This window comes from Collinsella sp. AM13-34, from assembly GCF_003473055.1.
Classification (GTDB): domain Bacteria; phylum Actinomycetota; class Coriobacteriia; order Coriobacteriales; family Coriobacteriaceae; genus Collinsella.
Genome location: NZ_QRLE01000006.1, coordinates 97,991 through 123,699, shown reverse-complemented (window position 1 = coordinate 123,699; position 25,709 = coordinate 97,991). Strand labels below are relative to the sequence as shown.

24 protein-coding genes are annotated in these 25,709 nt (G+C 57.8%); 4 read left to right on the top strand and 20 right to left on the bottom strand.

What is annotated here, in order from left to right; translation table 11 throughout:
• Positions 1-54 precede the first annotated feature (54 nt).
• Entirely contained in the window at positions 55-921 is an 867-nt protein-coding gene (locus DW151_RS03865) for a DegV family protein (protein ID WP_118334527.1), read from the top strand.
• 72 nt (positions 922-993) lie between these two features.
• Here DW151_RS03865 and DW151_RS03860 read toward each other — a convergent pair whose 3' ends face one another.
• Entirely contained in the window at positions 994-1,605 is a 612-nt protein-coding gene (locus tag DW151_RS03860; protein ID WP_187361898.1) for a DUF1836 domain-containing protein, read from the bottom strand.
• Positions 1,606-1,758: 153 nt separating this feature from the next.
• Positions 1,759-2,697: an NAD(P)/FAD-dependent oxidoreductase gene (locus DW151_RS03855; RefSeq protein WP_118334525.1), complete on the bottom strand. Its 939-nt coding sequence runs from the start codon at positions 2,695-2,697 to the stop codon at positions 1,759-1,761.
• A gap of 118 nt (positions 2,698-2,815) precedes the next feature.
• On the opposite strand from DW151_RS03855, the gene DW151_RS03850 reads away from it, so the two are divergent.
• Complete coding sequence (locus tag DW151_RS03850) at positions 2,816-4,117, top strand: glycosyltransferase (protein ID WP_233543342.1); 1,302 nt, start codon at positions 2,816-2,818, stop codon at positions 4,115-4,117.
• A 393-nt stretch (positions 4,118-4,510) separates the two neighbouring features.
• Here DW151_RS03850 and dut read toward each other — a convergent pair whose 3' ends face one another.
• Genes dut through DW151_RS03835 form a run of 3 tightly spaced genes read right to left on the bottom strand, consistent with a single transcriptional unit; the run spans position 4,511 to position 5,903 of the window.
• Positions 4,511-4,954: a dUTP diphosphatase gene (gene dut, locus DW151_RS03845; RefSeq protein WP_117654786.1), complete on the bottom strand. Its 444-nt coding sequence runs from the start codon at positions 4,952-4,954 to the stop codon at positions 4,511-4,513.
• 4 nt (positions 4,955-4,958) lie between these two features.
• Positions 4,959-5,402, bottom strand: coding sequence for a transcriptional regulator NrdR (gene nrdR / locus DW151_RS03840; protein ID WP_022093781.1), 444 nt, complete (start codon positions 5,400-5,402; stop codon positions 4,959-4,961).
• Between the two features lie 51 nt (positions 5,403-5,453).
• Complete coding sequence (locus tag DW151_RS03835) at positions 5,454-5,903, bottom strand: LysM peptidoglycan-binding domain-containing protein (protein ID WP_158561607.1); 450 nt, start codon at positions 5,901-5,903, stop codon at positions 5,454-5,456.
• Between the two features lie 163 nt (positions 5,904-6,066).
• Here DW151_RS03835 and lexA point away from each other — a divergent pair, with 163 nt between their 5' ends.
• Together lexA and DW151_RS03825 are read left to right on the top strand one after the other, a co-directional pair.
• On the top strand, positions 6,067-6,711 hold the full coding sequence (lexA, locus tag DW151_RS03830) for a transcriptional repressor LexA (RefSeq protein ID WP_040359862.1): 645 nt from the start codon (positions 6,067-6,069) through the stop codon (positions 6,709-6,711).
• On the top strand, positions 6,711-7,415 hold the full coding sequence (locus DW151_RS03825) for a heparan-alpha-glucosaminide N-acetyltransferase (RefSeq protein WP_118334523.1): 705 nt from the start codon (positions 6,711-6,713) through the stop codon (positions 7,413-7,415). Before lexA ends, DW151_RS03825 begins: the two co-directional genes overlap by 1 nt.
• On the opposite strand, the gene hflX is transcribed toward DW151_RS03825, so the two are convergent.
• From hflX to DW151_RS03750, 15 genes are all read right to left on the bottom strand, one after another.
• Positions 7,400-8,689: a GTPase HflX gene (gene hflX / locus DW151_RS03820; protein WP_118334521.1), complete on the bottom strand. Its 1,290-nt coding sequence runs from the start codon at positions 8,687-8,689 to the stop codon at positions 7,400-7,402. The genes DW151_RS03825 and hflX overlap by 16 nt on opposite strands.
• Positions 8,689-9,627 (bottom strand): tRNA (adenosine(37)-N6)-dimethylallyltransferase MiaA, encoded by a 939-nt coding sequence (gene miaA, locus DW151_RS03815; protein ID WP_118334519.1) that lies wholly within the window; start codon positions 9,625-9,627, stop codon positions 8,689-8,691. The genes hflX and miaA overlap by 1 nt, the downstream gene beginning before the upstream one ends.
• The gene (gene miaB, locus DW151_RS03810) at positions 9,627-10,997 is read right to left on the bottom strand and encodes a tRNA (N6-isopentenyl adenosine(37)-C2)-methylthiotransferase MiaB (RefSeq protein WP_022094691.1); all 1,371 of its coding nucleotides are present in this window, start codon (positions 10,995-10,997) and stop codon (positions 9,627-9,629) included. Before miaB ends, miaA begins: the two co-directional genes overlap by 1 nt.
• A 45-nt stretch (positions 10,998-11,042) precedes the next feature.
• Positions 11,043-11,360 carry a stage V sporulation protein S gene (locus tag DW151_RS03805; RefSeq protein ID WP_006235982.1) on the bottom strand — a complete coding sequence of 106 codons (318 nt, stop codon included), beginning with the start codon at positions 11,358-11,360 and terminating at the stop codon, positions 11,043-11,045.
• A gap of 74 nt (positions 11,361-11,434) precedes the next feature.
• The gene (locus tag DW151_RS03800) at positions 11,435-12,520 is read right to left on the bottom strand and encodes an ATP-binding protein (protein ID WP_006235981.1); all 1,086 of its coding nucleotides are present in this window, start codon (positions 12,518-12,520) and stop codon (positions 11,435-11,437) included.
• A 1-nt stretch (position 12,521) separates the two neighbouring features.
• Positions 12,522-14,072, bottom strand: a complete 1,551-nt coding sequence (rny, locus tag DW151_RS03795; RefSeq protein WP_118205712.1) for a ribonuclease Y — start codon at positions 14,070-14,072, stop codon at positions 12,522-12,524.
• 257 nt (positions 14,073-14,329) lie between these two features.
• Positions 14,330-15,022: a regulatory protein RecX gene (locus DW151_RS03790; RefSeq protein WP_118334517.1), complete on the bottom strand. Its 693-nt coding sequence runs from the start codon at positions 15,020-15,022 to the stop codon at positions 14,330-14,332.
• 11 nt (positions 15,023-15,033) lie between these two features.
• Complete coding sequence (gene recA, locus DW151_RS03785; protein ID WP_022094695.1) at positions 15,034-16,182, bottom strand: recombinase RecA; 1,149 nt, start codon at positions 16,180-16,182, stop codon at positions 15,034-15,036.
• A gap of 258 nt (positions 16,183-16,440) precedes the next feature.
• On the bottom strand, positions 16,441-16,971 hold the full coding sequence (locus DW151_RS03780; RefSeq protein WP_118334515.1) for a CinA family protein: 531 nt from the start codon (positions 16,969-16,971) through the stop codon (positions 16,441-16,443).
• Positions 16,972-16,983: 12 nt separating this feature from the next.
• A complete protein-coding gene (pgsA, locus tag DW151_RS03775; RefSeq protein WP_118334514.1) occupies positions 16,984-17,622 on the bottom strand; it encodes a CDP-diacylglycerol--glycerol-3-phosphate 3-phosphatidyltransferase in 639 nt (212 codons plus the stop codon).
• Positions 17,623-17,631: 9 nt separating this feature from the next.
• Positions 17,632-18,981: a 30S ribosomal protein S12 methylthiotransferase RimO gene (rimO, locus tag DW151_RS03770; protein WP_118334512.1), complete on the bottom strand. Its 1,350-nt coding sequence runs from the start codon at positions 18,979-18,981 to the stop codon at positions 17,632-17,634.
• 26 nt (positions 18,982-19,007) lie between these two features.
• Positions 19,008-19,505 (bottom strand): YajQ family cyclic di-GMP-binding protein, encoded by a 498-nt coding sequence (locus DW151_RS03765; protein ID WP_118334511.1) that lies wholly within the window; start codon positions 19,503-19,505, stop codon positions 19,008-19,010.
• Positions 19,506-19,531: 26 nt separating this feature from the next.
• Positions 19,532-21,025: a helix-turn-helix transcriptional regulator gene (locus tag DW151_RS03760; protein ID WP_118334509.1), complete on the bottom strand. Its 1,494-nt coding sequence runs from the start codon at positions 21,023-21,025 to the stop codon at positions 19,532-19,534.
• Positions 21,025-23,802 (bottom strand): DNA translocase FtsK, encoded by a 2,778-nt coding sequence (locus DW151_RS03755; RefSeq protein WP_233543338.1) that lies wholly within the window; start codon positions 23,800-23,802, stop codon positions 21,025-21,027. The genes DW151_RS03760 and DW151_RS03755 overlap by 1 nt, the downstream gene beginning before the upstream one ends.
• Before the next feature lies 1 nt (position 23,803).
• Positions 23,804-25,474 (bottom strand): ribonuclease J, encoded by a 1,671-nt coding sequence (locus DW151_RS03750; RefSeq protein WP_117654800.1) that lies wholly within the window; start codon positions 25,472-25,474, stop codon positions 23,804-23,806.
• Positions 25,475-25,709 lie beyond the last annotated feature (235 nt).

The following is a 25,709-nucleotide window of genomic DNA, read 5'->3' as shown; positions in this document are numbered from 1 at the left end:
AATCAATCAAAAAGATGGCTATAATTGTTGGGGAACAATTAGAAAGGACCCTCAATGAGCTGGGCACTTATCTCCGATTCGAGCTGCAATCTTCGCGATTGGCAACCAACCGCACCTCATACCACCTTTGCATTTGCACCCCTTAAGATCCGAGTGGGGGAGCGTGAGTTTGTCGATGACCTCACGCTCGACGTTCACGAGCTCAATTGCGCCGTGCAGGCGGAGTCGAGCGCTTCTTCGAGCGCCTGTCCAAGCGTAGGTGAGTGGGCCGAACTCTTTAGGCTTGCCGACAAGACGATTTGCATGCCCATCTCGGAGGGCGTCTCGGGAAGCTACAATGCCGCGGCCACCGCACGTGACATGGTGCTTGCCGAAGAGCCGGATCGACAGATTCATCTGGTCAATTCACGCGGAGCCGGCGGCAAAATGGACCTAATCTTCCTGCTGTTCGACCGCTATCTTGCAAGCAACCCGGACGTTTCCTTTGAGGACGCCTGCGCTTACTTCGATAGCCTCGAGCAAAACAGCAAGATCCTCTTTAGCCTGTGTAATTACGAGAACCTTGCAAAGGCCGGACGTATTCCCAAGGCAGCCGGGGTCATCGCCAATAAACTCAACATTCGAGTTTTAGGCACAGCAAGCGAGGCGGGGGAGATTAAGCTCGTTGGTCACACCCGTGGGGAAAAGAAGATGCTTGGCAAGATTGTCGATACCATGGAGGCCGAGGGCTTTACTGGCGGCGAGGTCGTTATCGACCATGTCGAGAATGAGACGGGCGCCCAGGCACTTGCCAGCCGCATTGTGGAGCGCTGGCCAGGCTCCAAGACTATCATCATGCCCTGTAACGGGCTAGATTCATATTATGCCGAGATGCACGGCCTCATCATCGGCTATGGCATGGGCGTGGCTTCGGGCCGATAATATCCAACTAGACAAACGTACGGGCGGGATAAGGAGCCATTGGCTCTTTATCCCGCCCGTCTTATACCTCGGTTAGCTATTAAACCCATTGAACTTGAGATAGCTCATCAGATACGCCTTCGAAACGAAGGACGATACCGCACTGCGCACGAGCAGCGATTCGCGCGTAACCTGATGTGCGGTATCGGGCACGGGAGTCTGCTCAACAGAAAACGCCGCACGAATCGATGCCTCGAGCTGATCGACAACATAATCGAAAGCCGTCGGAGCGTCGTAGCTCAAGCGCTGAATATTAAAGAGCGCCTGAACCGCAGCGATGGGCAGCACCTGCTTAAAGATACAAATGGCGATGAGACGCGCAATCTGCTCACGGCCATATTGCTTTTTAACCGGAGCAGGAACGAGGCCGACCTTCACGTAGTTATTGATCATCGATGGCGTGATAACGGGTTGCTCTACGCAAATCGAAAGCGGCTCCATCCACAGCGCAACATATTCAATAACCTGATCGCGATAGAGCGTTACGTTGGGCAGCTGGTCATAGCGTGGCAGGCTCAACGCGTTGAGTTTACCCACCATATCGGACTGAATAAATGCATCCGGCAGCACCGTCGGCTGAATATCCTCAGGCTTAATGCTGACCGACGTATCGGACATCGGGATAACATGTTTAGCGTGGTTCATAAGAGGCCTCCGTTCGTTTTCTATATTGTATTCTAGGTTATCTAGTTTTGCATACCACATAGCCGCCAAGAAAATTGGCGGGACAGTGCACTGATGCTTCGTCCCGCCATTTAGTAAATTGATAACAACCTTACATAAGATATATTATCGTACTTATCCACGGAGAAACGCGTATGCGCTCGTTGCCGCTATGGCTCCGTCCGAAACAGCGGTCACAACCTGGCGTAAACGTTTGGAACGGATATCGCCAGCGGCAAATAGACCTGGCGTGCGGGTCGCCATGGATTCATCAGTCAGAATGCCGCCATCAGGCGTCAGATCGACTAGATGCTCAACAAGCTCGGTATGGGGCTGCGTTCCGGTAAAGACAAAGATGCCAAACGAGCCGGGCTCAAATGACTCGGTATGAGTCTCGCCGGATGCATTGTCCTTAAAGGTAATCGTCGTTGGCATCGCTTCGCCCGATAGCTCCACAATACTAGTTTGGTACCTAACTGTAATATTGTCCTTTGCGAGTACTTTCTGAACAACACCATCGGGCGCACGGAACTGGTCGCGGCGCAGCACGATGGTCACACTGCTGGCAATGTCTGACAGGAACAGCGCCTCTTCGCATGCCGAATTGCCACCACCGATTACAAAGACCTGTTTGCCACGGAAGAACATGCCGTCACATGTTGCGCAATACGAAACGCCACGACCGCGATACGTTTCCTCGCCAGCGAAACCCGCCGGACGCGGCATGGCACCCATGCAAGCGATAACGCTCGAGGCCGTCGTGTCGCCCATATCGTGATGCACCGTAAACAGCGCTGCATCGGCATCGTAATCGATACCCGTAACCATGCTCCATGTAACCTGTGCTCCCAAGCCCTCTGCATGCTGCTGAAAACGCTCGCCGAGTTCGGCGCCGCTCAAGAACGGAATGCCCGGATAGTTCTCGACCTCATTGGTTGTGGCGATTTGCCCTCCCGACATGCCCTGTTCAAGGACAGTCGTCGTCAGGTTGGCACGCGCAGCATAAATGGCGGCAGCATAGCCCGCGGGGCCGCCACCGATAATCGCAACATCGATCGGCTTATCGGTAGTCATGAAGCGTCCTTTCGTCGAAACATTGACGTTCTTTGCGCTCATACCCAAATTTACGTGAACGTGACACTCATGCACTACAATAATAAATCCGTGTTACAAAGCTGAAGGGGAGTTATCGATGGACCAGATGCAGACGAGTGACGACGCTCCCCTGCTCACGCACAGCACTCCCCAATCGGAGCAAACCACGCTCCTGGCTCAGCAAAAACCTCTCGTGACCATCGTGCACGCCTCCGTCGGCTCGGGCCACAAGGCCGCCGCAAATGCGATTGCGCAGGCATTCGACCTCATCCGCGGCACCAATGGCATCCCCGAGGATATTGAGATTGAAGTACTCGATATCCTTGATTTTGGACGTATTAAATTCGACGGCAATAAGACCGCGGCTTCTTTTACGGGAGCCACGCGCCCCATTTACGACCTGACCTGGAGATATACACTTACGGGACATCTTCTCTGGGGTGGCGGCACGGCATGGTCGCGAATTATGTTCCCCGCCTTCAACGAATATGTCCGCAGCCGCAGGCCCATAGCCGTGGTCGCAACGCACATCACAGCAGCCAATGTTGCCGTAGGCGCCCGCGTAATTACGGGTATCGATTATCCTGTCATCTGCGTACCGACCGACTACGAAGTCGAGGGCTGGTGGCCTCATAAGGACACCGACCTATTCTGCGTGGCAAACGAGTTTATGGCCGAGACGCTCCGCCCCCGTAAGGTTCCCGAAGCAAGGATTCGCATTACTGGCATTCCTATTCGCGCCGGATTCGACACGGATTACGATCGCGAGGAAGAGCTAGCCAAGTTCAACCTCCCCACCGACAAGACCGTCGTGCTGGTAATGGCCGGTGCCAGCTTGCCTCAGCCTTACGTCCGCTTTCGCGCGGAGATGGACCGCACCCTCCCCTTCCTGCGCAGTTTCGAGGACATGCACTTTGTCTTTTTGCCGGGCAAGGATAAGGAATACGCCGCCCGTCTCAAAACGCTCTTCGACGCCATGAAGCTCGAAAATGTCACGGTACTGGACTATGTCGACGACATGGCAGCCCTCATGCACGGCTGCGACCTGGCAATTCTCAAATCGGGCGGACTCACCGTCACCGAGTGCCTATGCGCACACCTACCGATGATCCTGCTGGGCAAATCATACGGCCAGGAAAAGGCCAACACCACCATGCTCACTGGCATGGGCGCCAGCATGCATGTCACCACCGCACGAGAGCTCATCGTGACGTTGCGTCATCTCCACGATCATCCTGAGTCGCTCAAGGCACTGCTCATCAACGGCGAAGTACTACGCCGCCCACACGCAGCCGAAGACATCGCCATCGCCACCATAGAGCTCGTAGGCAAACCCCAAAAGCGCAAACGAGCCTTCTGCCGCTTCTACTGGGGCGGAAAACCCGCGCACATCCGCTAGCGTCTTAATTTCCGCTTGCCTGCGGGAGGCCCCTATATATCATCCCGTGCTCAAACATTCTCGCTTCGCTGCGAAACTGCGCGCGGGACGATATATAGGGGCCTCCCGCAGGTAAGCTGCGTTAACGTACCAGCGGCTATACCAGATTCCCCACCAGTAGAATCTGCAAAGGGGAACCAGAAAATATAAATACAGTAAGTCGATGCGACAAAGGAGGCGTCCCTTCATCGCATCGACTTACTAGAAAAGTAAATATTGTTTCAAGCGAGTAGCCGCCCGCCCGGGGCTTACCTATATCGTTCCACGCGCAGTTTCGCAGCGAGCGAAGCGACGCGAGAATGTTTGAGCATGGAATGATATAGGTAAGCCCCGGGCGGGAGGGATACGGGCGCCCTAGGCGATGCCGCTGGAGCCGAAGCCTCCTTTGCCTCGGTCGGTTTCGTCTAGTTCTTCTACTTCTATGAGGTTGACCGTGGGGACTTCTTGGATGACGAGTTGGGCTATGCGGTCGCCTTTATTGATTTGAATGTTATTGGAGGGATCCAGGTTGATGAGGATAACCTTGAGTTCTCCTCGGTAGTGAGCGTCGATGAGGCCCGGCGTGTTGACTATAGACAGGCCCTGCTTGATGGCCAAGCCGCTGCGGGGCTGGACGAAGCCGGCGTAGCCATCGGGCAGAGCGATGGCCAGCCCAGTAGAGACCAGACGGCGTTCGAAGGGCTTCAGGACGCAGTCTTCGTTGGAGCGTAGATCCAAGCCGGCATCGGTGGGATGGGCGTATTTGGGAAGCTCGAGGGTGGGGTCGAGACGCTTTATGTTGACGGTAATGTTGGACATGGAATCACCTTAGCTTGTCGAGCTCTTGCAGAAATTCATCGACGTCTTTGAAATCGCGGTAGACCGAGGCAAAACGGATGTACGCAACCTTGTCGATCTTGGCCAAGCGCTTGAGCACCATGTCACCCAACTCATGGGACGTGACGGCCGTCAGCGTGCGAGAGCGAAGCTCGACCTCGATGTCATCGATAATCTCATTGAGCTTCTTAGTGTCGATATCGCGCTTGATGGTGGCGCGCATCAAGCCGACAAGAAGCTTATTGCGATCGAACCGCTGCTTAGTTCCATCTGACTTAATGACCTCGATAGGGTCCTCGCATCGCTCAAACGTTGTAAAGCGGTAGTTACACGAGCAACATTCGCGACGGCGCTTAATGGTGTTATTTGACTCCTGCATACGGGAATCAACGACGCGGGTATGTGCCTTGCCGCATTTGGGACAGCGCATGGTACCTCCTCTTAAACGATAACAAGGGTACCATGCGCAGCGCGATAATGATTACGAACGAGCAGGAACCTTAAGATGCGCACCGGCGGCGAGCGAACCATGCTCCAGATGATTGACGCTACGGATCATGTCGGAAGTCTCTTGCGTGGAAAGGCCTTCGATTGGATATTCTTCGGCAAGCGACCAAAGAGAATCGCCAGGCTGAACGCGAATGGTCTCGTAGGTAATGTTGGAAACGGACTCGGCATACGCGGCGTGACGAGCGCTAAAGACCGACATAGCGAGGACAAAGAAGAGCGTAAGCGCAACGGCGACGGCGACAATCGTCGGAACCTTCAGGGCAACGCGGGCCGGCGCGACTACAGCCTGCTGATTGCGCGCAGGCTTTACGGTCAAAGGCTGAAAGCCGGAGCGGCCACCCTGAACAACCGTAAAAGTGGGTTCTGCAGGCGTCTCGAGCTTAAGGGCGAGGTTTCCCTGGACCATATTCGTTACGTTCATCATGTTCTCCTCTCGCGTGTTTTGCTGAGAACAGTTTTATCAAGCCGCGCGGACAAAAATGTCTAGCGCGAGAACGAATGTTCGGTTATTATTATCTTCGAACAGTTGTTCCTGTCAAGCAAAATTCGAACATTTGTTTGACATGGGTAGAGAGGATGCCCTGATGGCTCGCAAAATTACCAAGCGTCAGCAGCAAATTTACGACTTCATCAAGGAATATCAGCAGGAGAAGGGTTATCCGCCCAGCGTGCGCGAGATGGCTTCTGCCGTGGGCCTTTCCTCCCCCAGCACCGTGCACGCCCATCTCTCTGCCCTGGAGGCGCGCGGGCTACTCAAGCGCGATGCCACCAAACCGCGCGCCCTGGAACTCTTTAACGAGGATGGTTCCTCTGTCTCAATTTCTAAATCTGACGAGCCCACCGCACCTCGCGGAACGGTCTCGCTACCGCTCGTTGGTCGCGTCGCGGCTGGGATTCCCATTCTGGCCGAGCAGAATATCGAAGACACGTTTACTATCCCGACCGAAATCGCCACTGATCAGGGTTCCTTTATCCTTGAGGTGCATGGGAGCTCAATGATCAATGTCGGCATCTTCAATGGCGATTACATCATCGTCCGTGAACAAAAGAGTGCCATGAACGGCGAAATTGTCGTGGCCATGATTGATGGTTCGGCGACCGTCAAGACGTTCTACAAGGAGCAGGGGCGTGTGCGCTTGCAGCCCGAGAACGACACCATGGAACCTATCTATGCAACGAATCCCGTTATCCTGGGCAAAGTCGTCGGCTTGATGCGCCGGTTCTCGTAATGCAAAAACGCATAACCATATTTGATACCGTCCGCGGGTTTACGATGATTTCTATGGCAGGTTTTCACGCTTGCTATGATCTCGCCTACCTGTACGGCTGGGATATGCCCTGGTTTACCCAGTCAGTCTTTCAAGACATCTGGCGCGCCAGCATCAGCTGGGTATTTTTGTTTATCGCCGGTTGGATGTGCACCCTTTCGCGCAACAATATCAAACGTGCCGCCAAATACGCCTTAGCAGCACTCGTTGTCTGGTTGGCAACAACACTTGTCTCAGTCGACGATTCGGTTAATTTTGGCATCATCTACTGCATGGCCGCATGCACCGGCATCGTAGCGTTGACCGATCCCGTCCTTAAGAAGATAACGGCGAGATGGGGCATGCCCCTATGCCTTATGTTGTTCGCAATCACCTTGAGCATCCCCAAAACGATCTACCCTGTCCCCTACCTGGCGTGGCTGGGATTTCCGAGCCCTTGGTTTATCTCAGGTGATTACTACCCCATCATCCCGTTTATCTTTATGTATCTTGCAGGATACTTCGCCGCACACATAGCGCAGGGAATCGATAAGACCGTCCCTAGCTGGGCCTACGCCAACCCCCTGCCGGCGCTCGCCAGCCTTGGACGTCACGCTCTCCCCTTTTATCTGCTGCATCAGCCCATCATTCTGGGCATTTTAGAGCTCGTCTACTCGGTGCGATAACGCTCGAGCCGCGGTGCAATACGAGCCGGCAACTTCGCCACAATGCGAACGCCGTCCTCGAGATATTCCTCATGCAGAAGGGTTCCCTGCTCATGCACCAGCGTGATGAGAGCGCCCTCACGATACGGGATATCAGCGGAGAGCAACACATCGGTGGCAGCTGCCTCGCGAGCAATCCGGTCGACGAGATCGTCGAGCCCCTCGCCCGTTTGGGCCGAGAACAGAACGGCCTCCGGATAGCGACGACGGAAACTCAACCGATCGACGCTATCGAGAAGATCGATTTTATTGAATACGGTCAGCGTTAAACGCTCTCCGGCGCCGATCTCATCAAGCACGCGGTCGACAGCCTCCAGCTGCCGCTCATAGTCCTCGTCAGACGCATCTACGACTTTGAGAATTAGATCGGCACCCAAAACCTCGGACAGCGTCGATTTAAAGGCATCGACCAGACCATGGGGCAGCTTTTGAATAAAGCCGACGGTATCGGTAATCGTCATGCCGCGACCGCCGGGCAGACGATACGAACGCGTCGTCGGGTCGAGCGTAGCAAACAGCTTGTCCTGCGAAAGTACCGTAGAGCCGGTCAGACGATTGAGTAACGTCGATTTACCGGCATTGGTATAACCGGCTAACGCGACGCGAAACGCCGGTGACTCAATGCGACTCTTGGATTGAACATCGCGACGCCGTTCAACCTGCTTGAGCTCACGACGAAGCGCAGCGATCTTATTACGAATGAGGCGACGGTCGACCTCGAGCTGACTTTCGCCCTGACCAAAACGTGAGCCGATGCCGCCGCGCGTCTGCTCCTTGGCGAGATGGCTCCACATGCCACGCAGGCGAGGCAACAAATATTGAAGCTGTGCCAGCTGTACCTGCAGGCGTCCCTCACGCGTCTGAGCATGCAGGCCAAAGATATCCAGGATCAGTGCTGTACGATCGATAATCTTTACCGGCTCGCCCACGGCTTTCTCCAAATAGGATTGCTGCGAGGGGGTCAGGTCGTCGTCAAAAATAACGACATCGGCATCCATGCGATGCACCAGGCCGCACAGCTCTTCAACCTTACCGGAACCGATAAACGATTTAGGATACGGCTTTACCAAACGCTGCGACAAGCGTGCCACGCACCGGGCACCAGCTGTGTGGGCAAGACGCTTCAGCTCATCAAGCGAGCGATCGAGCGGCCATGCATTGTCGCGCCACTCAACACCAACTAAAATGGCACGCTCGGGCTCGGGTGCCGTGGGAACAAGGGGGAAACGGGCCATTAGGCAGCCTCAATACGATGCAGGATATCCTCAACGACCTCATCGATCGTACATTCATCCATATCAAACCACACGATACGGTCATCGCGCTTAAACCACGAAAGCTGACGCTTGGCATAACGACGCGAACGCATCTTAATGAGTTCGCGGGCCTCATCCATGCTCATCACGCCATTGAAAGCATCAATGATCTCTTTATAGCCAATTGCCTGCATCGACGTCAGGGCATCTCCCAGACCCTGGGCCATAAGACCGCGGACCTCATCGACAAGACCCTGCTCAAACATCAGATCGACGCGCAGATTAATGCGCTCGTAGAGCACCTCGCGATTACGCGTCAGACCAAACCATAGGGCATGATAATGCTCGCGCGGAACACTAAACTGACTTTTTTGCTGTGCATAGGAGATACCATCATCATGCATCTCGAGCGCACGAATCACACGGCGCACGTTATGGGGATGAATAACAGCAGCCGATTCTTGATCGCGCTCGGCAAGCAGGGCATGCAGTTCTTCCTCGCCAATACGCTCGGCAAGCTCCTGATAGCCCACACGGCGATCGTCCTCAAGTTCACCCGAGGGAAAGTCCATCTCATCGAGGGCTGCCTTGAGATATAGCCCCGTACCTCCGCAAAAAACCGGCAGGCAACCCGAACCAAGGAGACGTTCAACATGCGCGCGAGCGTCAGCCTGATAAAGCGCAGCAGAATATGCCACACCCGGCTCTACAATGTCGACGAGACGCAGCGGCGCCGTGCACTCATCGGGCGCCATCTTTGCGGTACCGATGTCCATGCCGCGATAGATTTGCATCGCATCGCACGACAGCACTTCGGACGAAAGACGAGCTGCCAAACGGTCGGCAACATCACTCTTACCAACCGCCGTCGGACCGACGATCGCAACGGCGGAAAGACCTGCCCCGGGAGAAACCATTAGCGCGGCTCGCCCACAACGGAGCCGGACAAATACCAGGTCTTGGCAACGTCAACGTCAACATCAACGATCTTACCAACAAGCTGATCGATGCTGTAACCCTCGGGGATAGGCGCATGCACGGTCTGATTCTTGGGACTCTTGCCCAGCAGGACCGCGTCGTTCTTTTTACTCGTTCCCTCAATGAGCGCCGGAACCACAGTATGAAGCTCACCCTGGTTATACTCGTGTGCCGTGGTCTCGATAACCTTAACCAGACGGTTGAAACGCTCGAGAATAACCTCATGCGGCGTAGGATCGTCAATCTCGGCGGCCGGGGTACCGGCGCGCTTGGAATAGATGAAGGTATAGGCCTGAGCATAGCGGACCGTCTCGGCAAGTGAGAGCGTCTGCTCAAAGTCTTCTTCAGTCTCACCCGGGAAGCCAACGATAATGTCGGTCGAGAGCGCGATATCGGGCATGCGGTTGCGAATGCGATCGACAAGGCCCAGATAGTCCTCGCGTGTATAACGGCGATTCATCTCTTTGAGGATCCGCGTCGAACCTGACTGGACGGCCAAGTGCAGCTGCGGCATAACGGCAGGCGTCTCGGCCATGGCGTCGATGGTCTCGGGCAGCAGGTCCTTGGGATGCGAAGACGTAAAGAAGATGCGCTCCACGCCCGTATCGCCCACGGCACGCAGCAGATCGGCAAAACGCGGCTTGCCAAACAGATCGCGACCATATGAGTTAACGTTTTGGCCCAACAGCGTAATCTCACGCACGCCCTGGCGTACCAAACCGGTCACCTCGTCGACAATCTCCTCGAAGGGGCGGCTCTTTTCGCGACCACGCACGTACGGCACGATGCAATAGGTGCAGAAATTATTGCAGCCTGTCATGATGGGCACCCAGGCGTGATACTGGGTCTCGCGATGCCACGGCATGCTCATGGCATCCGTATCCTCATGCTCATTGGTGCGGATATGACGCTTACCATCAAGGAACGCCTCGGCAATGAGCTCGGCCACATGCGCGATGGAATGTGTACCGAAGATGACGTTGACGTTATCGACGTTGGTGAGCAGGCCCTCGCCATCGCGCTGCGCGATGCAACCGCCAACGGCAACCACGCGCTTGCCCGAAGGCGAAGGCGGCAGGCTTTTGCAGGAATTGCACTGACCGTACAGGCGAGTATCGGCGGCCTCGCGCACGCAGCACGTCATGAAGACAACGATATCGGCATGCGCGGGATCGAGCGCCATGAGGCAGCCATACGAATCAAGCAGACCGCTCACACGCTCGGAGTCGTGCTGATTCATCTGGCAGCCAAAGGTGCGGATAAAGTAGGTTTTACCGGCAAGAATATCGCGTACGGAACGCTGGTCCATGTGCATAAGTCCTAACGATGGGGAGCGAAACAAGGCAAGCAGAAGCTATGCCACAGGCTTAACATCATCCATGACGACGTTATCCATAGCAGCTCGATTGATCTGGTGAACGTAGATAGAAAGGCGGATGGCCGTGCGCGACTCCCCGTTAATGAGGATGTCGGAGAACACGGGCGCGCAGGAAATATCAAAACCGGTTGGAATCAAAAAACCGCGCGCGATAGCAACGGCCTTAATGGCCTGGTTGACGGCACCGGCGCCGACACACTGGATGTTGACGGGCACACCATCCTTGACCATGCCGGCGATGGCGCCGGCAACGGACGCGGGCGATGATTTGCTTGATACCTTCAGGCAATCCATGAAGAAACTCCTGCATTTAAAAGTACGTTTTAACTGCAATAACTGTATCGTACCGAGTGGACTCGGTAAAGGCACTATTCCTCTTTGGCAAGATCAAAGGTCACGGTGATTCGATCACGCGAAACACGGATCTTTGGGTCGCCGCAAAGGTTGAGATAGTACCGGGCGGCAAGGTCATTAAAGTCGCGTTCCACAGCGCGCGAAAACTGTGCCATGTCATCCTTGGCAATACGTAGCCCGCGACGATCCTTCGCGAGATCGACAGGAGCCGGCGCATGCGAGGACGAATCACGCTCGCGCAGCAGACGCGCGGTCACACCGCGAACGGGCTTAATCTGCCCTGCCAAAATACGATGGGCCGTGCGCTCGGACATCTCAAGACCCAAACCCGAACAAATACGAATAAAGTCCTCGGCATCAGAAGCAAGGCCTAAACGATCGACAACCGGAAGCTCGCTCTCGTCATCAATGAACAGGAGACGAGACGTATCAAGCCGGCTTGACGCCTGAGCATAAAGGGTCGCGGCAATCTCAGACGGAGAACCAAGATAGACATCGCAACCACGCAACTCCTCGAGCGCAAACTCACAAGCAGCGCGAATAATATTATGCGGACCGCGAGCACAGACATAACGTCCGTCCTCATCCTTGACGGCCTGGGGCCAGCTGGACTGATCGGCACGCTCACTGAGGCGGTCGGCCGCGACGCTCACCTTAAAGGCTGAACCAAGATCGACACCGGACGTGACCACACGGGCCTCATCGGTGTTCTGCTTGATCGAAAACAATGCCATGCCACGACCGTGAACGCCCCAACGGTCCATCTTCATGCTCTCAAGCTTGGAGGTAACGCGGGCATCGAAGATTCGCTCTTGCATATCCTGCGGAACGCCCGAACCGTTATCCAGAAAGACAAGCGTGCGGACGCCGTCTTCCTTGGTCGTGGCGAGATAGACCTTGTCGGCGCCGGCATCGCGAGCATTACGGAGCATTTCGATGACGATGTCCTCGACATGCTGAATGTCGTGCTTAGCCTGGCGCCGCTCGGCCTCCGAAACGCGGAGGCGGACATACCCCTCGCCAAGGTTCTCCTCGACGCGAAGGTTGCCCTCCCCCGACATCGACGCGATAAATGAGATGAGCTCGTTCGCGTCGCTCATGTTATTTAGCGATATCGACAGCGCGGCTCTCGCGAATCACGACGACGCGCACCTGACCGGGATACTCCATCTCTTCCTCGATCTGATGGGCGATATCGTGAGCCAGGACCGTGGACTGGGCATCGGAGATCTTGTCCGGCTGGACCATGACGTGGACCTCGCGACCGGCCTGCATGGCATAGGTACGTTCGACGCCGTCATGGGAGTTGGCGATCTCCTCGAGCTTCTCAAGGCGCTTGATGTAGTTCTCGGCAGACTCGCGACGGGCACCGGGGCGAGAGGCAGAGACAGCATCGGCGGCCTGCACCAGGACATCGAGCACCGTGTTGGGGTCGACATCGGCATGGTGAGCCTCGATAGCATGGACGATAACGGGCTTCTCGCCATAACGGCGGGCAAGCTCGGCGCCGATGACGGCATGCGGGCCCTCGACGTCGTGGTCGATTGCCTTGCCCAGATCGTGCAGCAGGCCGGCGCGTTTGGCAGTCACAACGTCCAGGCCAAGCTCGGAAGCCATCACGCCGCACAGATCAGAGACCTCGAGGGAATGCTGAAGCACGTTCTGGCCAAACGAGGTACGGTAGCGCAGGGCGCCAAGGGTCTTGACGATCTCGGGGTGCAGGTCGTGGATGCCAGTATCGAAGGCAGCCTGCTCGCCAGCCTCGCGCACGCGCTGCTGAACCAGGTCGGCAGCCTTGTGATACATCTCCTCGATGCGGGCAGGGTGAATGCGGCCGTCGGCGATGAGGTTCTCGAGGGCGACACGGGCGGTCTCACGACGGACCGGGTCGAAGCTCGAAAGAACGACGGTCTCGGGCGTGTCGTCGATCACGAGGTTGACGCCGGAAACCTGCTCGAATGTCCGGATGTTGCGACCCTCGCGACCGATGATACGGCCCTTGAGGTCATCAGAGGGAATGTGCACGGAGGTAACGGTGACCTCGGCAGTGTGGTCGGCAGCGCAGCGCTGAATCGCCAGGGACAGAATCTCCTGGGCGGTCTTGTGGCACTCGGCGCGAACCTGCTGCTCGGACTCGCGAATGATCGTGGCGGCCTCGTGGGTGACCTCGCCACGAACCTTATCGAGGAGCTCCTTGTGGGCGTCCTCGCGGGTAAGGTCGGCGATACGCTCGAGCTCGGAGGTCTGCTTTGCGCAGAGCTCCTCAAGCTCGCGAGAGCGCTTCTCGACCTGGCCGGCCTGGCTGGACAGCTGATGCTCGCGCTTATCAAGAGCATCGTTGCGGCGATCGAGAGATTCCTCGCGCTGCATCACGCGATTTTCGAGCGTGCGAATCTCGCTCTTACGCTGCTTGTCCTCGGCCTCGGCGGCCTGCTTGTTCTTGATGATCTCTTCCTTAGCCTCGAGCAGAGCCTCTTTTTTGAGGGTCTCGGCCTGACGCTTGGCATCACCGATCAGGGACTCTGCCTGCGCGTGTGCCGACTGAATCTTTTCGTCGGCCTCGTGAAGACTACCCTGCTTGGCGGTGCGCATGTAGGCAATGGCGGCGACGGCACCCAAAACGATGCCAACGAGCGCTGCAATGATAGGCATGCTCACTCCTTTTTATGGATTCGTTACACAACAAAGCGAACCGTCCTTACGAACGGCTCGCGACATTTGAGTAATATGGGCGCAGCTTATGCGGGTCGGATACAGATAAACATATAAACAAACTCATCACAGATGAGCACATATCACAAAGCAAATGACAGTGTTTATCGTACGTTGAACCACAACAACTGTCAAATAAATGGCCCCAGCACGGCGGCTAAAACGCGGTGAACGGCAGGGCCACAAAACACATACGCCTAAACCGCACATTCCTCACGCTCGGCATCGAGACGTGCCTTAACGGCATCGGCGGCGATGTGATACGAGAAGCCCTTGCCCATCAAAAACCGAACCAGTTTTTCGAATCCGCGCGTCTCTGGAACACGCCGCTTGGCGAGCAGGGCTGACGCACGCGCCAAATCGTCTTCGACGGCAAAATAATCCTCGGGATAACCGGGAATGTCATCGAGCACGACATGACGACGCTTGAGCTCGGTCTCGATTTTACGCTGTCCCCAACCGCGCCGCTTGCGTTCCTCGATAAAGTACGAGCAAAAGCGGTTCTCGTCTAAAAAGCGATACTCGGTGGCGCGCTCGACGGCGAAATCGATCGCGGACTGGTGAAAGCCGTAGCGAGCCAGCTTGTCACGGACCTCACCCGTCGCATGGTCGCGGCGCGACAACATCTCGGTCACCATGGTGAGAGCACATTTACGCTCGATGAGCTGAACCGCCTCACGAAAGTTATCCCAATCACAGGGAAGATCAGGGCGGTTTTTGACATACAGGCGCGCGGCCCGCACGGGAATCCAAATGGACCGCTTAAAACCGCCCTCAAGCTCGCAATCGATACGTGCGCAAGGCTTTTTGGACGCATACCCGCTCGAGAACGAGGAGGCCGCCTTCTTATCGGGAAAGACGACCGTGGCCTCGGTCACCGTATACGACATGAGCGTAACCGCTACTCGTCGTCATCATCGAGCATGGCGGAACCATCGATGGCGTAAAGCTCGTCAAACTCCTCAGGCGCAGGCTGATCGGTCAGCTCGACTTCGGACGGAGCATCGTCATCAAACTCAAGCCCGCAGGCAAGGCGGACCTTATGCTCAATCTCGTCAGCGCAATCGGGGTGTTCGCGCAGGAACGCCTTGGCGGCCTCGCGACCGTTGCCGAGCTTGTCCTCGCCATAGGCAAACCAGGAGCCCATCTTCTTGCAGATGCCGCACTCGACAGCCATGTCCAAGATCGAGCCCTCCTTAGAGATGCCCGTACCGTACATGATGTCGAACTCAGCAGAACGGAACGGAGCTGCCACCTTGTTCTTAACGACCTTGGCGCGCACGCGGTTACCGATAACCTCGTCCTTAAGCTTAATGCTGTCGATGCGGCGAATGTCGATACGCACCGAAGAGAAGAACTTAAGGGCACGGCCGCCCGTCGTAGTCTCGGGGTTGCCGAACATGACGCCGATCTTCTCACGCAGCTGGTTAATGAAGATGCACGTCGTGTTGGACTTGGACAGCGAGCCGGCGAGCTTGCGGAGCGCCTGGCTCATCAGGCGAGCCTGAAGACCGACCGTAGTGTCGCCGATTTCTCCCTCGATCTCGGCACGCGGGGTCAGCGCGGCGACGGAGTCGACGACGATGGCATCGATGGCACCAGAACGCACGAGCATGTCAACGATCTCGAGCGCCTGCTCACCCGTATCGGGCTGGGAAATGAGCACCTCGTCGATATCCACGCCGATGCGCGCGGCATACGTGGGATCGAGCGCGTGCTCGGCATCGATAAATGCCACAACGCCACCCATTGCCTGGGCCTCGGCCAAGATCTCGAGCGAAAGCGTCGTCTTACCGGAGGACTCGGGACCGTAGATCTCGACGATTCGGCCGCGCGGCACACCGCCGATACCCAAAGCGGCATCGAGTGCCAGAGCGCCCGTAGGGATGGCCTCGACCTCGAGCTCGGGGCCACCGTCGCCGTACCTCATGATGGAACCCTGGCCGAATTTCTTCTCTATCTCGGCCTTGGTGGTGGCGATCATCTCATCGCGCTCTTTACCCGTCGTGCGAGCATGAACGGTACGTACGGGACCTGAATTCTTGGCCATGAATAGCCCTCCTCTTAACAACCTGCATCGATAATAAACGAACGGCTGTTCGTGGTCAACCGTTCAGATAAATCATATGCAGGCGGTCTTTCCAAAAACCAACCAAACGCCGACCAAACACTGACCAAATGCTTGACCACAAAGGACCAAATATGAACAAGGCAGGCAAAAATTACGTCTACAACCAGCACAAACGCCAAATGAGCCTAAGGTCCCTATCTCCACAATTAAGGGGCCCGGAGGCCCCTTAAAACACGTCTATTCCATAGAGTTAAGCACAAGGGCAATGCGTCCCAAAGCCTCCGCGACCGCATGGGCACGAACGCACGACCGATCGCCCTCGTAATGACAGCGCGCAGACTCGACAACCGGCACTTCCCCATCAGCCACGCGATACGCCCAGCCAATATAGAACGTGCCGGCGGGGTCTTGCTCGGTGCCACCACCGGGCCCAGCGTAGCCCGTTGCGCTCACGGCCACATCGCTCTGATAGAGGTCCAGCGAGCCCGCGGCCATCTCGCGCGCCGTCTGGTGCGACACGGCGCTAAACCGATCGAGCGTCTCCTGCTCAACACCCAGAACACGATGCTTGATCTCATCGCAATAGGTCACCGCACCGCCGCGCAGCACCGCCGAGGCGCCCGGGATATCGGCAATCGTCGAGGCGATCATACCCGCCGTCAGCGACTCAGCCGTAGAAACCGTCACGCCCCGAGCGCTCGCGTGCTCGACAATATCGCGCGCCAGCTCCTCGTTATGTGCGGAAATCTGCTCAAAAGAGTCCGCCATACCCACCTGGACCTAAACCGAAAAGACGATCTTGCGGCAGTTCCAGAAGTACTGGGCGCCCGAGATAACGGTCAGGACAACGGCAACAGCGTACAGGAAGCGTGAAACGCCATAGACACCGAGCAACAGCTCCGCAGGCCCCAACTGGAGGCCGGCCATCGCAAAGACGCACAGATAACCGCAGATGGAAACCATCGTAGTCGCCGTCTTGTACTTTCCGAGCTTATCGGCCGCAACGACCACACCGGCCGCACTCGCGACCATGCGCAGGGCGCTCACCAGCAGCTCGCGGAACAGGATGATGAACACCGACCACACGGTTACGGCACCAAAGTCCAAGAACAGCAGCAGGGCCGAGAACACGAGCAACTTATCGGCGATGGGGTCCAAGAACTTGCCGAAATCGGTGATCTCGTTGCGCGAACGAGCCAGGTAGCCATCAACCTTATCGGTGCACGACAGGATGACGTACAGAATAAATGCGGCGGCGGCGAGCGGGCCGTCGAAGGTGCTCCAATCCGTACCGGCAACGCTCGTGTGAGACAGCGCCGACACGATCATGAACACCGGAATAAAGACGATGCGCACGCACGTCACGATGTTGGCGGGCGTCCAAACACTCGTCAGTTCCTTATTGCTCTCGTTAGCCACGACGCTCTCCTACTCCACAACATGGCCGATAAGCTCGTAGCAGAAGCTATCGGTAAACTCGACCGTCAGAATATCGCCCACGGATGCCTCGCTGGCATCCAGATGCACCGCACCATCGGAATCGGGAGCCTGGAACCAGGCATGTCCGATGAGCTCGGCACCGTCCTCGGTCTCCTCGATACCGTCGACGATCACCTGGGCGTGTTCGCCCACATGGGCCGCCGTGGCGGCAAAGCCGAGCGACTCGGCCAGATCCATAGCCTCCTGGGCGCGCTCGAGCTTAACCTCTTCATCGACCTGACCATCCATCTTGGCGGCTAGGCTGCCCTCCTCACGCGAGTAGGCAAAGACGCTCGTGTAGTCAAAGCCGACGGTGTCCATAAAGTCGATAAGATCGCGGAACTCGTCGTCGGTCTCAGTCGGGAAGCCGACCATAGCCGTGGAGCGGATCACGATACCGGGAATACGCTCGCGCAGGTCGCGGAACAGGTCCTCGAGCTCCTGACGCGAACCGGAGCGGCGCATGGCCTTGAGGATGCGCGCGTCGCAGTGCTGGACGGGAATATCGATATAGGGCAGCACCTCGGGCGTATCGCGAATGGTCTCGATAAGCTCATCGGTCATGCCCTCGGGCTGCAGGTAGAGTACGCGGACCCAAACGTTATGAGGACGCACCGCCTCGGCAACGGCCTGCAGCAGCTGAGCCAGATTGCGCGGCGAGCCCTCGGCGAGGTCCTCGTCGGCAAAGTCAGTGCCCCAAATGCCCGTGTCCTGACCGATCAGAACGATCTCGCGCACACCACCGGCGACCAGGTCGCGCACCTCGGAGATAATGCTCTCGGCATTGCGCGAGTGATAACGACCGCGGATATACGGGATCATGCAGAAGCTGCAGAAGCGGTTGCAGCCATCGGAGATCTTGACGTAGGCGACAGCGCCCTCGACGGTACGCTTGACCTGCGGAATATAGGCGGCAATCTCGCGCTCGACACCCAGAACGTCATCAATGACCGCCACGATGCCGTCTTCCTCGTCGGCCTTCACAAAGGCCGCGACCTCGGGCAGCTCGTCGGGCAGGTCATCGCCGTAGCGTGACGGTACGCAGCCGCACATGACGATCGGGCAGGAACGCACGCCGTCCTGCACCTCGTTGGCAAGCTCGAGCGTGGTCTCGATGCTCTCGGACGTCGCCGAGGCAAGGAACGAGCACGTATTGACGATGGCGATATCGGCATCCTGCGGATCGAATGCCTCCTCGTAGCCCGCGGCGGTCAGCAGCGAACGCATACGGTCGGTATCGACCTCATTCTTGGCGCACCCGAGGGTGATATAGAGCACGGAGCCCAACGGTGTATCCATGTTGGAGAGCGGTCCTTTCGAATGAATTAGCGGTAGTTGGTGAACTGCAGCGGCTGACCGTAGTCCTGGTCGCGCAGGAACTGGATCACGGTCTGCAGCGCATCCTTGGAAGCAGAGGAAACACGCAGTTTGTCGGCCTCAATCGTCACCTTGACCTTGAGCTTCTGATCCTTAATGTCCTTATTGATCTTCTTGGCAGTCGTCTGGTCGATACCCTCGACGATGTGACCGAGCACGCGCACGGTGCCGCCCGATGCAGCCTGAGGCGCATCCCAGGACACGGCCTTAAGATCGATGCCGCGCTTGATGAGCTTGGAGCTCAAGACATCGATGATCTGCTTGGAGACAAAGTCGGCCGGGGCGTTGACCGTAAAGAGTTTGTCGCCCTTCGAAAGCTCGATGGTGGCGCCGGAGTCCTTCAGGTCATAGCGCTGGGAAATCTCACGCGTGGTTTGCTGGAAGGCGTTGTCGACCTCTTGCATGTTGACCTCGGACACGACGTCGAAGCTGGAATCTTTAGCCATGATGTTTCCTTTCGCGTACGAGCGGCTTAGTAGCTATCGTACGAATAGTCGGTAGAATCGGTGGGCGTCTGGCCGTCAGTTGCGGTATCGGCGCCATCCGTGGACTGGGCATCGGTGCCGTCGGTGGTGTCGGTACCATCAGAACTTTCACCATTCTCGGAACCAGTCGTCTCCTTCTTGGGAACGGTGATCGTCACACGCGCCACGCCCGAGGTCTTGGTATCGTAACGGACCTTTTCGCCGTTCTTGGTAACGGTGACATCGGAAGGCTTGGACGTGGTGATCTCGATCGAGGACTCAGGCGTGTACTCCTGCTCAAAGGGGCCAGTCGCCTGGGCGCCATAGACCGACTTGCCATCGACCTTGACCTCAATCCAGGCGGTCTTTCCCTTGGCAACGGAGACCTTGACCTTCGTTACCTCGTCTTCTTCCTTTTTAGCCGTCGTCTTAGTGGCGTCCGAATCGGTCGACTCATCCGTCGCCTCATCGGTGTCTTCGTCCTCGTCGACCGTTTCGGTCTTCTTAGAAGACTTCTTGGGCGTCGTCTTGGTAGCAGTGGGCGTCTCGGGCGTGGTCTCGGGCGTCGAAGATGCGCAGCCGCGCAGAAGTACCACGATGAGCACGATCAGCAGCAACGCCACGGCACCGATGCCGGCGTAGACGATACGCGGATCGAGACCGTTGTTTTGAGGAGTACGGGAACCGCCGCGTCCACGACTGGAACTGCTGCGGCCGCCTCCCTGAGGCATACGACCACGATTGCTGTCGGAACGGCCGCGATAGCCACCCTGGCCCTGAAGGCTGCGCTGACCCGAGCGGGGCGCAAGTTCACCGCGGCCTTGATAGCCACGCTGGCCCGCACGCGGAGCCGAAGAGCGCTGGCCATACGGCTGTGATTGAGAGCGAAGACGCGGCGTCACCTGCGTGGCATCGGCGTCCGCATAGCCACTGCGAGAGCGTCCGGTGGAGATACCACGGTGACCGCGATCGGAATAGCCGCCGTCGCCGTAGCCGGCACGAGGGTCACGCGCCACGCCGCGGGCAGCGGGAAGTGCACGGTCCTCGGGCATCGGCGTACTGCGGAACCGGTCACGCTGCGAGCGAATCTCCTCGCCCGAACCCGTCTCGGTAATATAACCGGCCTGCTGAGGACGCTGTCCATAGCGGGTCGAACGACCGCCCTGAACCATCAGGAAGCGCCCGTTATCGACTGAGGAACGCGAATTGACGTAGCCGGCGGCGTCCTGAAAACGACCGCCCTGCTGCGACGTCTCGCGCTCGTATGCCATCAGCTCGTCAAAGTAGGCATTGACGACCTCGCGCGGATTGAGGCCCAAAAAGCGAGCATAGCTCGAAATCATGCCCTGCGCATAGCCGCGCGGCGGCATCGAAGCAAAGTTACCGGTCTCGAAAAACTCGATGATCTGCGGCCTGATTTTGATGGTGTTGGCGACCTGCTGAATGGAAAGGCCCATTCGGCGACGCTGCTCGAGCAGCATGTCACCAAAGCGTGCAGCCATCAGAATCCTCCAAACTCACGATCTTCACGTGCCATCTCGGCGTCGACAGATTCCAGCGCGGCAAGCCCCTCCTCGTCCAACAGGACCTCGCGCGGCTTAGAACCGTCGGGCGGGCCGACGACACCCTTTTCTTCCAGCATGTCCATAATACGCCCGGCACGCGCATAGCCAACCTTCAGACGACGTTGCAGACCAGATGTGGAGCCAAGCTGCGATTCCACCACAATATGGGCGGCTTCCCAAATGAGCGGATCATCGTCTTGCGGCTCGGCGACTCCGGTGCGGACAATGCCGCCGCCACAAGCCATGGACATGGAAGCGGGCGCCACGGCGGACAGAATCTCCTCGTGGTAGTCGGGCTCGCTCTGCGACTTAACGAACTCGACAATCTCGTTGATTTCGTCGTCCGAGACAAAGCAGCCCTGGATACGGCGGGGCTTGCCCCAGTCGACCTTGGAGAACAGCATGTCGCCCAAACCGGTGAGCTTCTCGGCACCCATCTGGTCGATGATGACGCGCGAGTCGATGCCCGTGGCGACGTTAAAGGCGATGCGGTTGGTGATGTTGGCCTTGATAAGGCCCGTCACCACGTTGGAGCTGGGGCGCTGCGTGGCAACGATAAGGTGAATACCGGCGGCACGGCCCAGCTGTGCAATACGAACGATCGAGGCCTCGACATCCTTACCGGCGACCATCATCAGGTCAGAGAGCTCGTCAATGATAATGACCAGGTAGGGCATCTTTTGCGGCGGGTTGTCGTAATGCTCAAACTCGCCAGCAGCCTGCTTTTCGTTGTAGGTCGAGATCTTACGCACGTTGAGACGCTCGAAGACCTTCAGGCGACGCTCCATCTCGGACACAGCCCATTGCAGAGCGCTCGCGGCCTGCTTAGGCTCGGTCACCACGGGCACATAGAGATGCGGCAGACCGTTATAGCCCGCAAGCTCGACGCGCTTGGGGTCGACCATAATCAGGCGAACGTCCTCGGGAAGGGCGCGCATGAGCAAGGTCGTGATGATGGAGTTGATCATCACCGACTTACCAGAACCGGTCGTACCGGCAATCAACAGGTGAGGCATCTTGGCGAGGTCGGCGACAACCGGCGTGCCCTCGGCGTCGCGGCCGATGGCGAGCTCGAGCGGACCGCCCTTCACATAGGGCAGCACGTCGCCCAGATTGACGTTCTGGCGCTTGCGGTTGGGAATCTCGATACCAACGAGAGAGGTGCCGGGGATCGGCGCGAAGATGCGCACCGACTGGGCGGCAAGCGAAAGCGCAATATCGTCCTCGAGGCTCGAGATCTTGCTCACGCGCTCGCCCTCACCGGGCTGCAGTTTAAAGGTCGTCACCGTGGGGCCGGCGATCCAGCCGACCACGCGGGCACTGCGGCCAAACTCAAGCAAGGTGGATTGCAGTGACTCAGCGGTCTGCTCCAGCTCCTTGTCCGAAGACGCGGCGGAAGCCGACTGCGGGTTGGCATGCAGGATTTCGAGCGGCGGAAGCTTGAGTCCGTCCTCTTCTTCGCCCTCGTTATCTGCGGCGCCGTCGTCCACTCCCCCATCACGAGCCGCAGCCGATTCGATAGCACTCGTGGCAGGCGCACCGGCAACCTTGGGATGCTTCAGGAAGTCGGGAATTTGAGGTGCGGCCGAGACGGGATTCACGACAAACGGCGGCTCGGACTCGTCGATCTTATCGGAGTCGTCTTCCATCGAAAGCTGGCCGGTTACCTGGCCGCGCTTTGCATGGCGACGCGGCAGCAAAGTTGTCTTTGCGGTCTCAATCGGACCCTCGTCGTCCTCGTCATCGCCCTCGGTGAGCTCAATCTCGCTATCGGACCAAGACGGGTCGGGCTCACTCGTATTGAGCTTAGGCGCAGCCTTGCCCTTCTTGGCATGGCGACGCGGCAGCAGCGTGGTCTTGGCCCGCTCGGCTTCAACCGACTCGGATACGTCGACAAACGGGTCATCGTCCTCGTCGTCATCCAAAACCGGGTCGACATCGCCACCCATGACCGTGGTCACCGCGGCGTCAGTCCCCTTCTGGCGCAGAATGCTCAGGTGCGGACGAGCGACGCCGGGAACAGACAGGGCCTCTTCATCGCCCCACGGGCTGGCGTTGACATCGGCACGACGGCGTTCGGCAAAATCTGCCGCACGATCGCGTGCGGAGCGCAAAACGCCACCCACCGAAAAGCCGATAATGACCAAACCAACGACGACAAGCCCCAGCAAGACAACCATGGCGATAGGTTTACCCAGGGCGTTTTGCAAGGCACTTGCGATAAAGGCGCCAATGTAGCCGCCCGACACGGAAAGGTTCTGCGGCGTAAACATAAGGTCGCACGAATCGCTCGTGCCCGGCACCATCAGCGAAAGAATGGAGACGACGGCGATAAAGACCACGGCGCCGCCCGCGACAGAGCGCACGTTGAGCGGCGAGTCCTCACCCAAAAAGAGCGTGGCGGCAAACAGTAAGATGACGATCGGCAGCACGTAGGCGCCCAGACCAAAGCCCAGGTGGTAGAAACCGGCAACCGCAGCCGTCACGGGCGCTGTTGCCGGAGAGATCACGGCAATGAAGGACGCGATCGCCAAAACGGCGATGACCACACCGGCGATATCGCGATTGGCCGAAGGCTCGACCAAGGGCTCAAACTCATCGAACTCGGACTCGTGGCCCTTATTGGCACGCAGATGGGAACCGGCACCCTTAGCAGATGCCGGTTGGTTATTGGCCTTATTGCCTTTGGCGTTTTGTGCAGATCCGCGCGCCAAACTAAACCTCCATGACGACCGGGATGATCATCGGACGGGTGCGCGTACGGCTCCAGATAAAGTTAGAGAGCGAATCGCGCACGGCCTTGCGAATGGCATCGGAACCGCTGCTGGTAAAGCTAAACTTACCCTTCTCGATCGTCTTCATAATGGACGCGGAGGCATCCTCGGAGAACTGGTCGTCGATGGCAAACGAGACGCCGCGGCCCGAGAACTCGATGGCCTCGATCTTCTTGTGTTTGAGGGAGACGATGGCAACGGCCGTGACCATACCGTCGTTGGCGAGCTTCTGGCGATCGCGCAGGACGATGGGGTCGGTATCGCCGATACGCAGGCCGTCGACGTAAACGACACCGGACTCGACGGGCGTACCGCGCTTGACGATACCACCGCGCATCTCGAGCGTGTCGCCGTTATCGAGGATAAAGATATGATCGTCCTTGATGCCCATCTTGCGCGCCAGCTGGGCATGGGCGCGCAGATGCACGGCCTCACCGTGAACCGGCATAAAATACGTGGGCTTGGCCATGGCCATCAGGAGCTTGAGCTCCTCCTGGCTACCGTGACCCGAGACGTGGACGAGAGCGCGGTTCTTATCCCACACGTCGCAGCCGAGCTTGGCCAGGCTGTTGACGACCTGCTGGACGGCCTTCTCGTTGCCAGGAACGGGAGTTGCCGAGAGGATAACGGTATCGCCCTCGTGGATGGAGAGCGTCTTGTGCTCGCCATTGGCCATGCGGGACAGGGCCGACAGCGGCTCGCCCTGCGAACCAGTGCACATGACGACGATCTTGTCGTCAGGCAGGTTATCAATATCGAAGGCATCGATGATATCGGCATCATCGATGTTGAGATAACCGAGCTCGCGCGCCACGCGGGTGTTCGTGAGCATGGAGCGACCGGTCACAACGACCTTACGGCCGCACTTGCGGGCGGCATCGCAGATCTGCTGCAAACGATGGATGTGGCTCGAGAACGATGCGACGAACACGCGACCCGGGGCGTTCTTGATGGCGTGCAGCAGGTTGGGACCAACCTCGGCCTCGGACTTGGTAAAGCCGGGAACCGTGGCATTGGTGGAGTCGGAAAGCAGCAGGTCGATGCCCTGCTTGGCAAAGCGGCTGATAGCGGCATAGTCGGGCGTGACGCCATCGATGGGCGTCTGGTCGAGCTTAAAGTCGCCGGTGTGCATAACGGTGCCCTGATTGGTGCGGATGAACACGCCCAGAGCGCCGGGGATGGAGTGCGTCATCGAGAAGAAGTCGAGCGAGATGCCGCCGAGGTTGACATGGCTGCCGCCCTTGACCTCGCGGAACTTAGGCGCGCGGATGCGGAACTCAGAAAGCTTGCCCTCGATAAAACCGAGCGTCAGCTTGCTCGAGAAGATGGGCACCTTGTTGTTGAGGTCCTGCAGCAGGTACGGAAGCGAACCGGTGTGGTCCTCGTGGCCGTGGGTAACGATGATACCGCGGAGCTTCTCCTCGTTCTCCAGAACGTAGGTGTAGTCGGGAAGCACCAGATCGATACCGGGCTGGGAGTCATCCGGGAACATGAGACCGGCGTCGACGAGCACCATGTCGTCGCCGCACTCGAAAACCGTCATGTTCTTGCCGATGCCATCAAGGCCGCCGAGCGGGATGATCTTCAAGGGAGATGATTTTTTAGCTGCCATAGGTTAGTGTGGTTTCCTTTCTTCGAAACGGGTCTGGAACAACCGACGGGGCGCTTCTGGCAAACCGACCGCCGGGAACGTACAAACATGCATCGCAGAGTCGATGCAATAACCACAGTATGATACCCATTTGCACAACAACAGACCACCCATGCATCAAAGCCCCATCTGAACTCGTCTATCCCGCCGGTTCCCCGCGAGGGCGGGCACGGATGAAGTTTCCTGCTCTACAGTC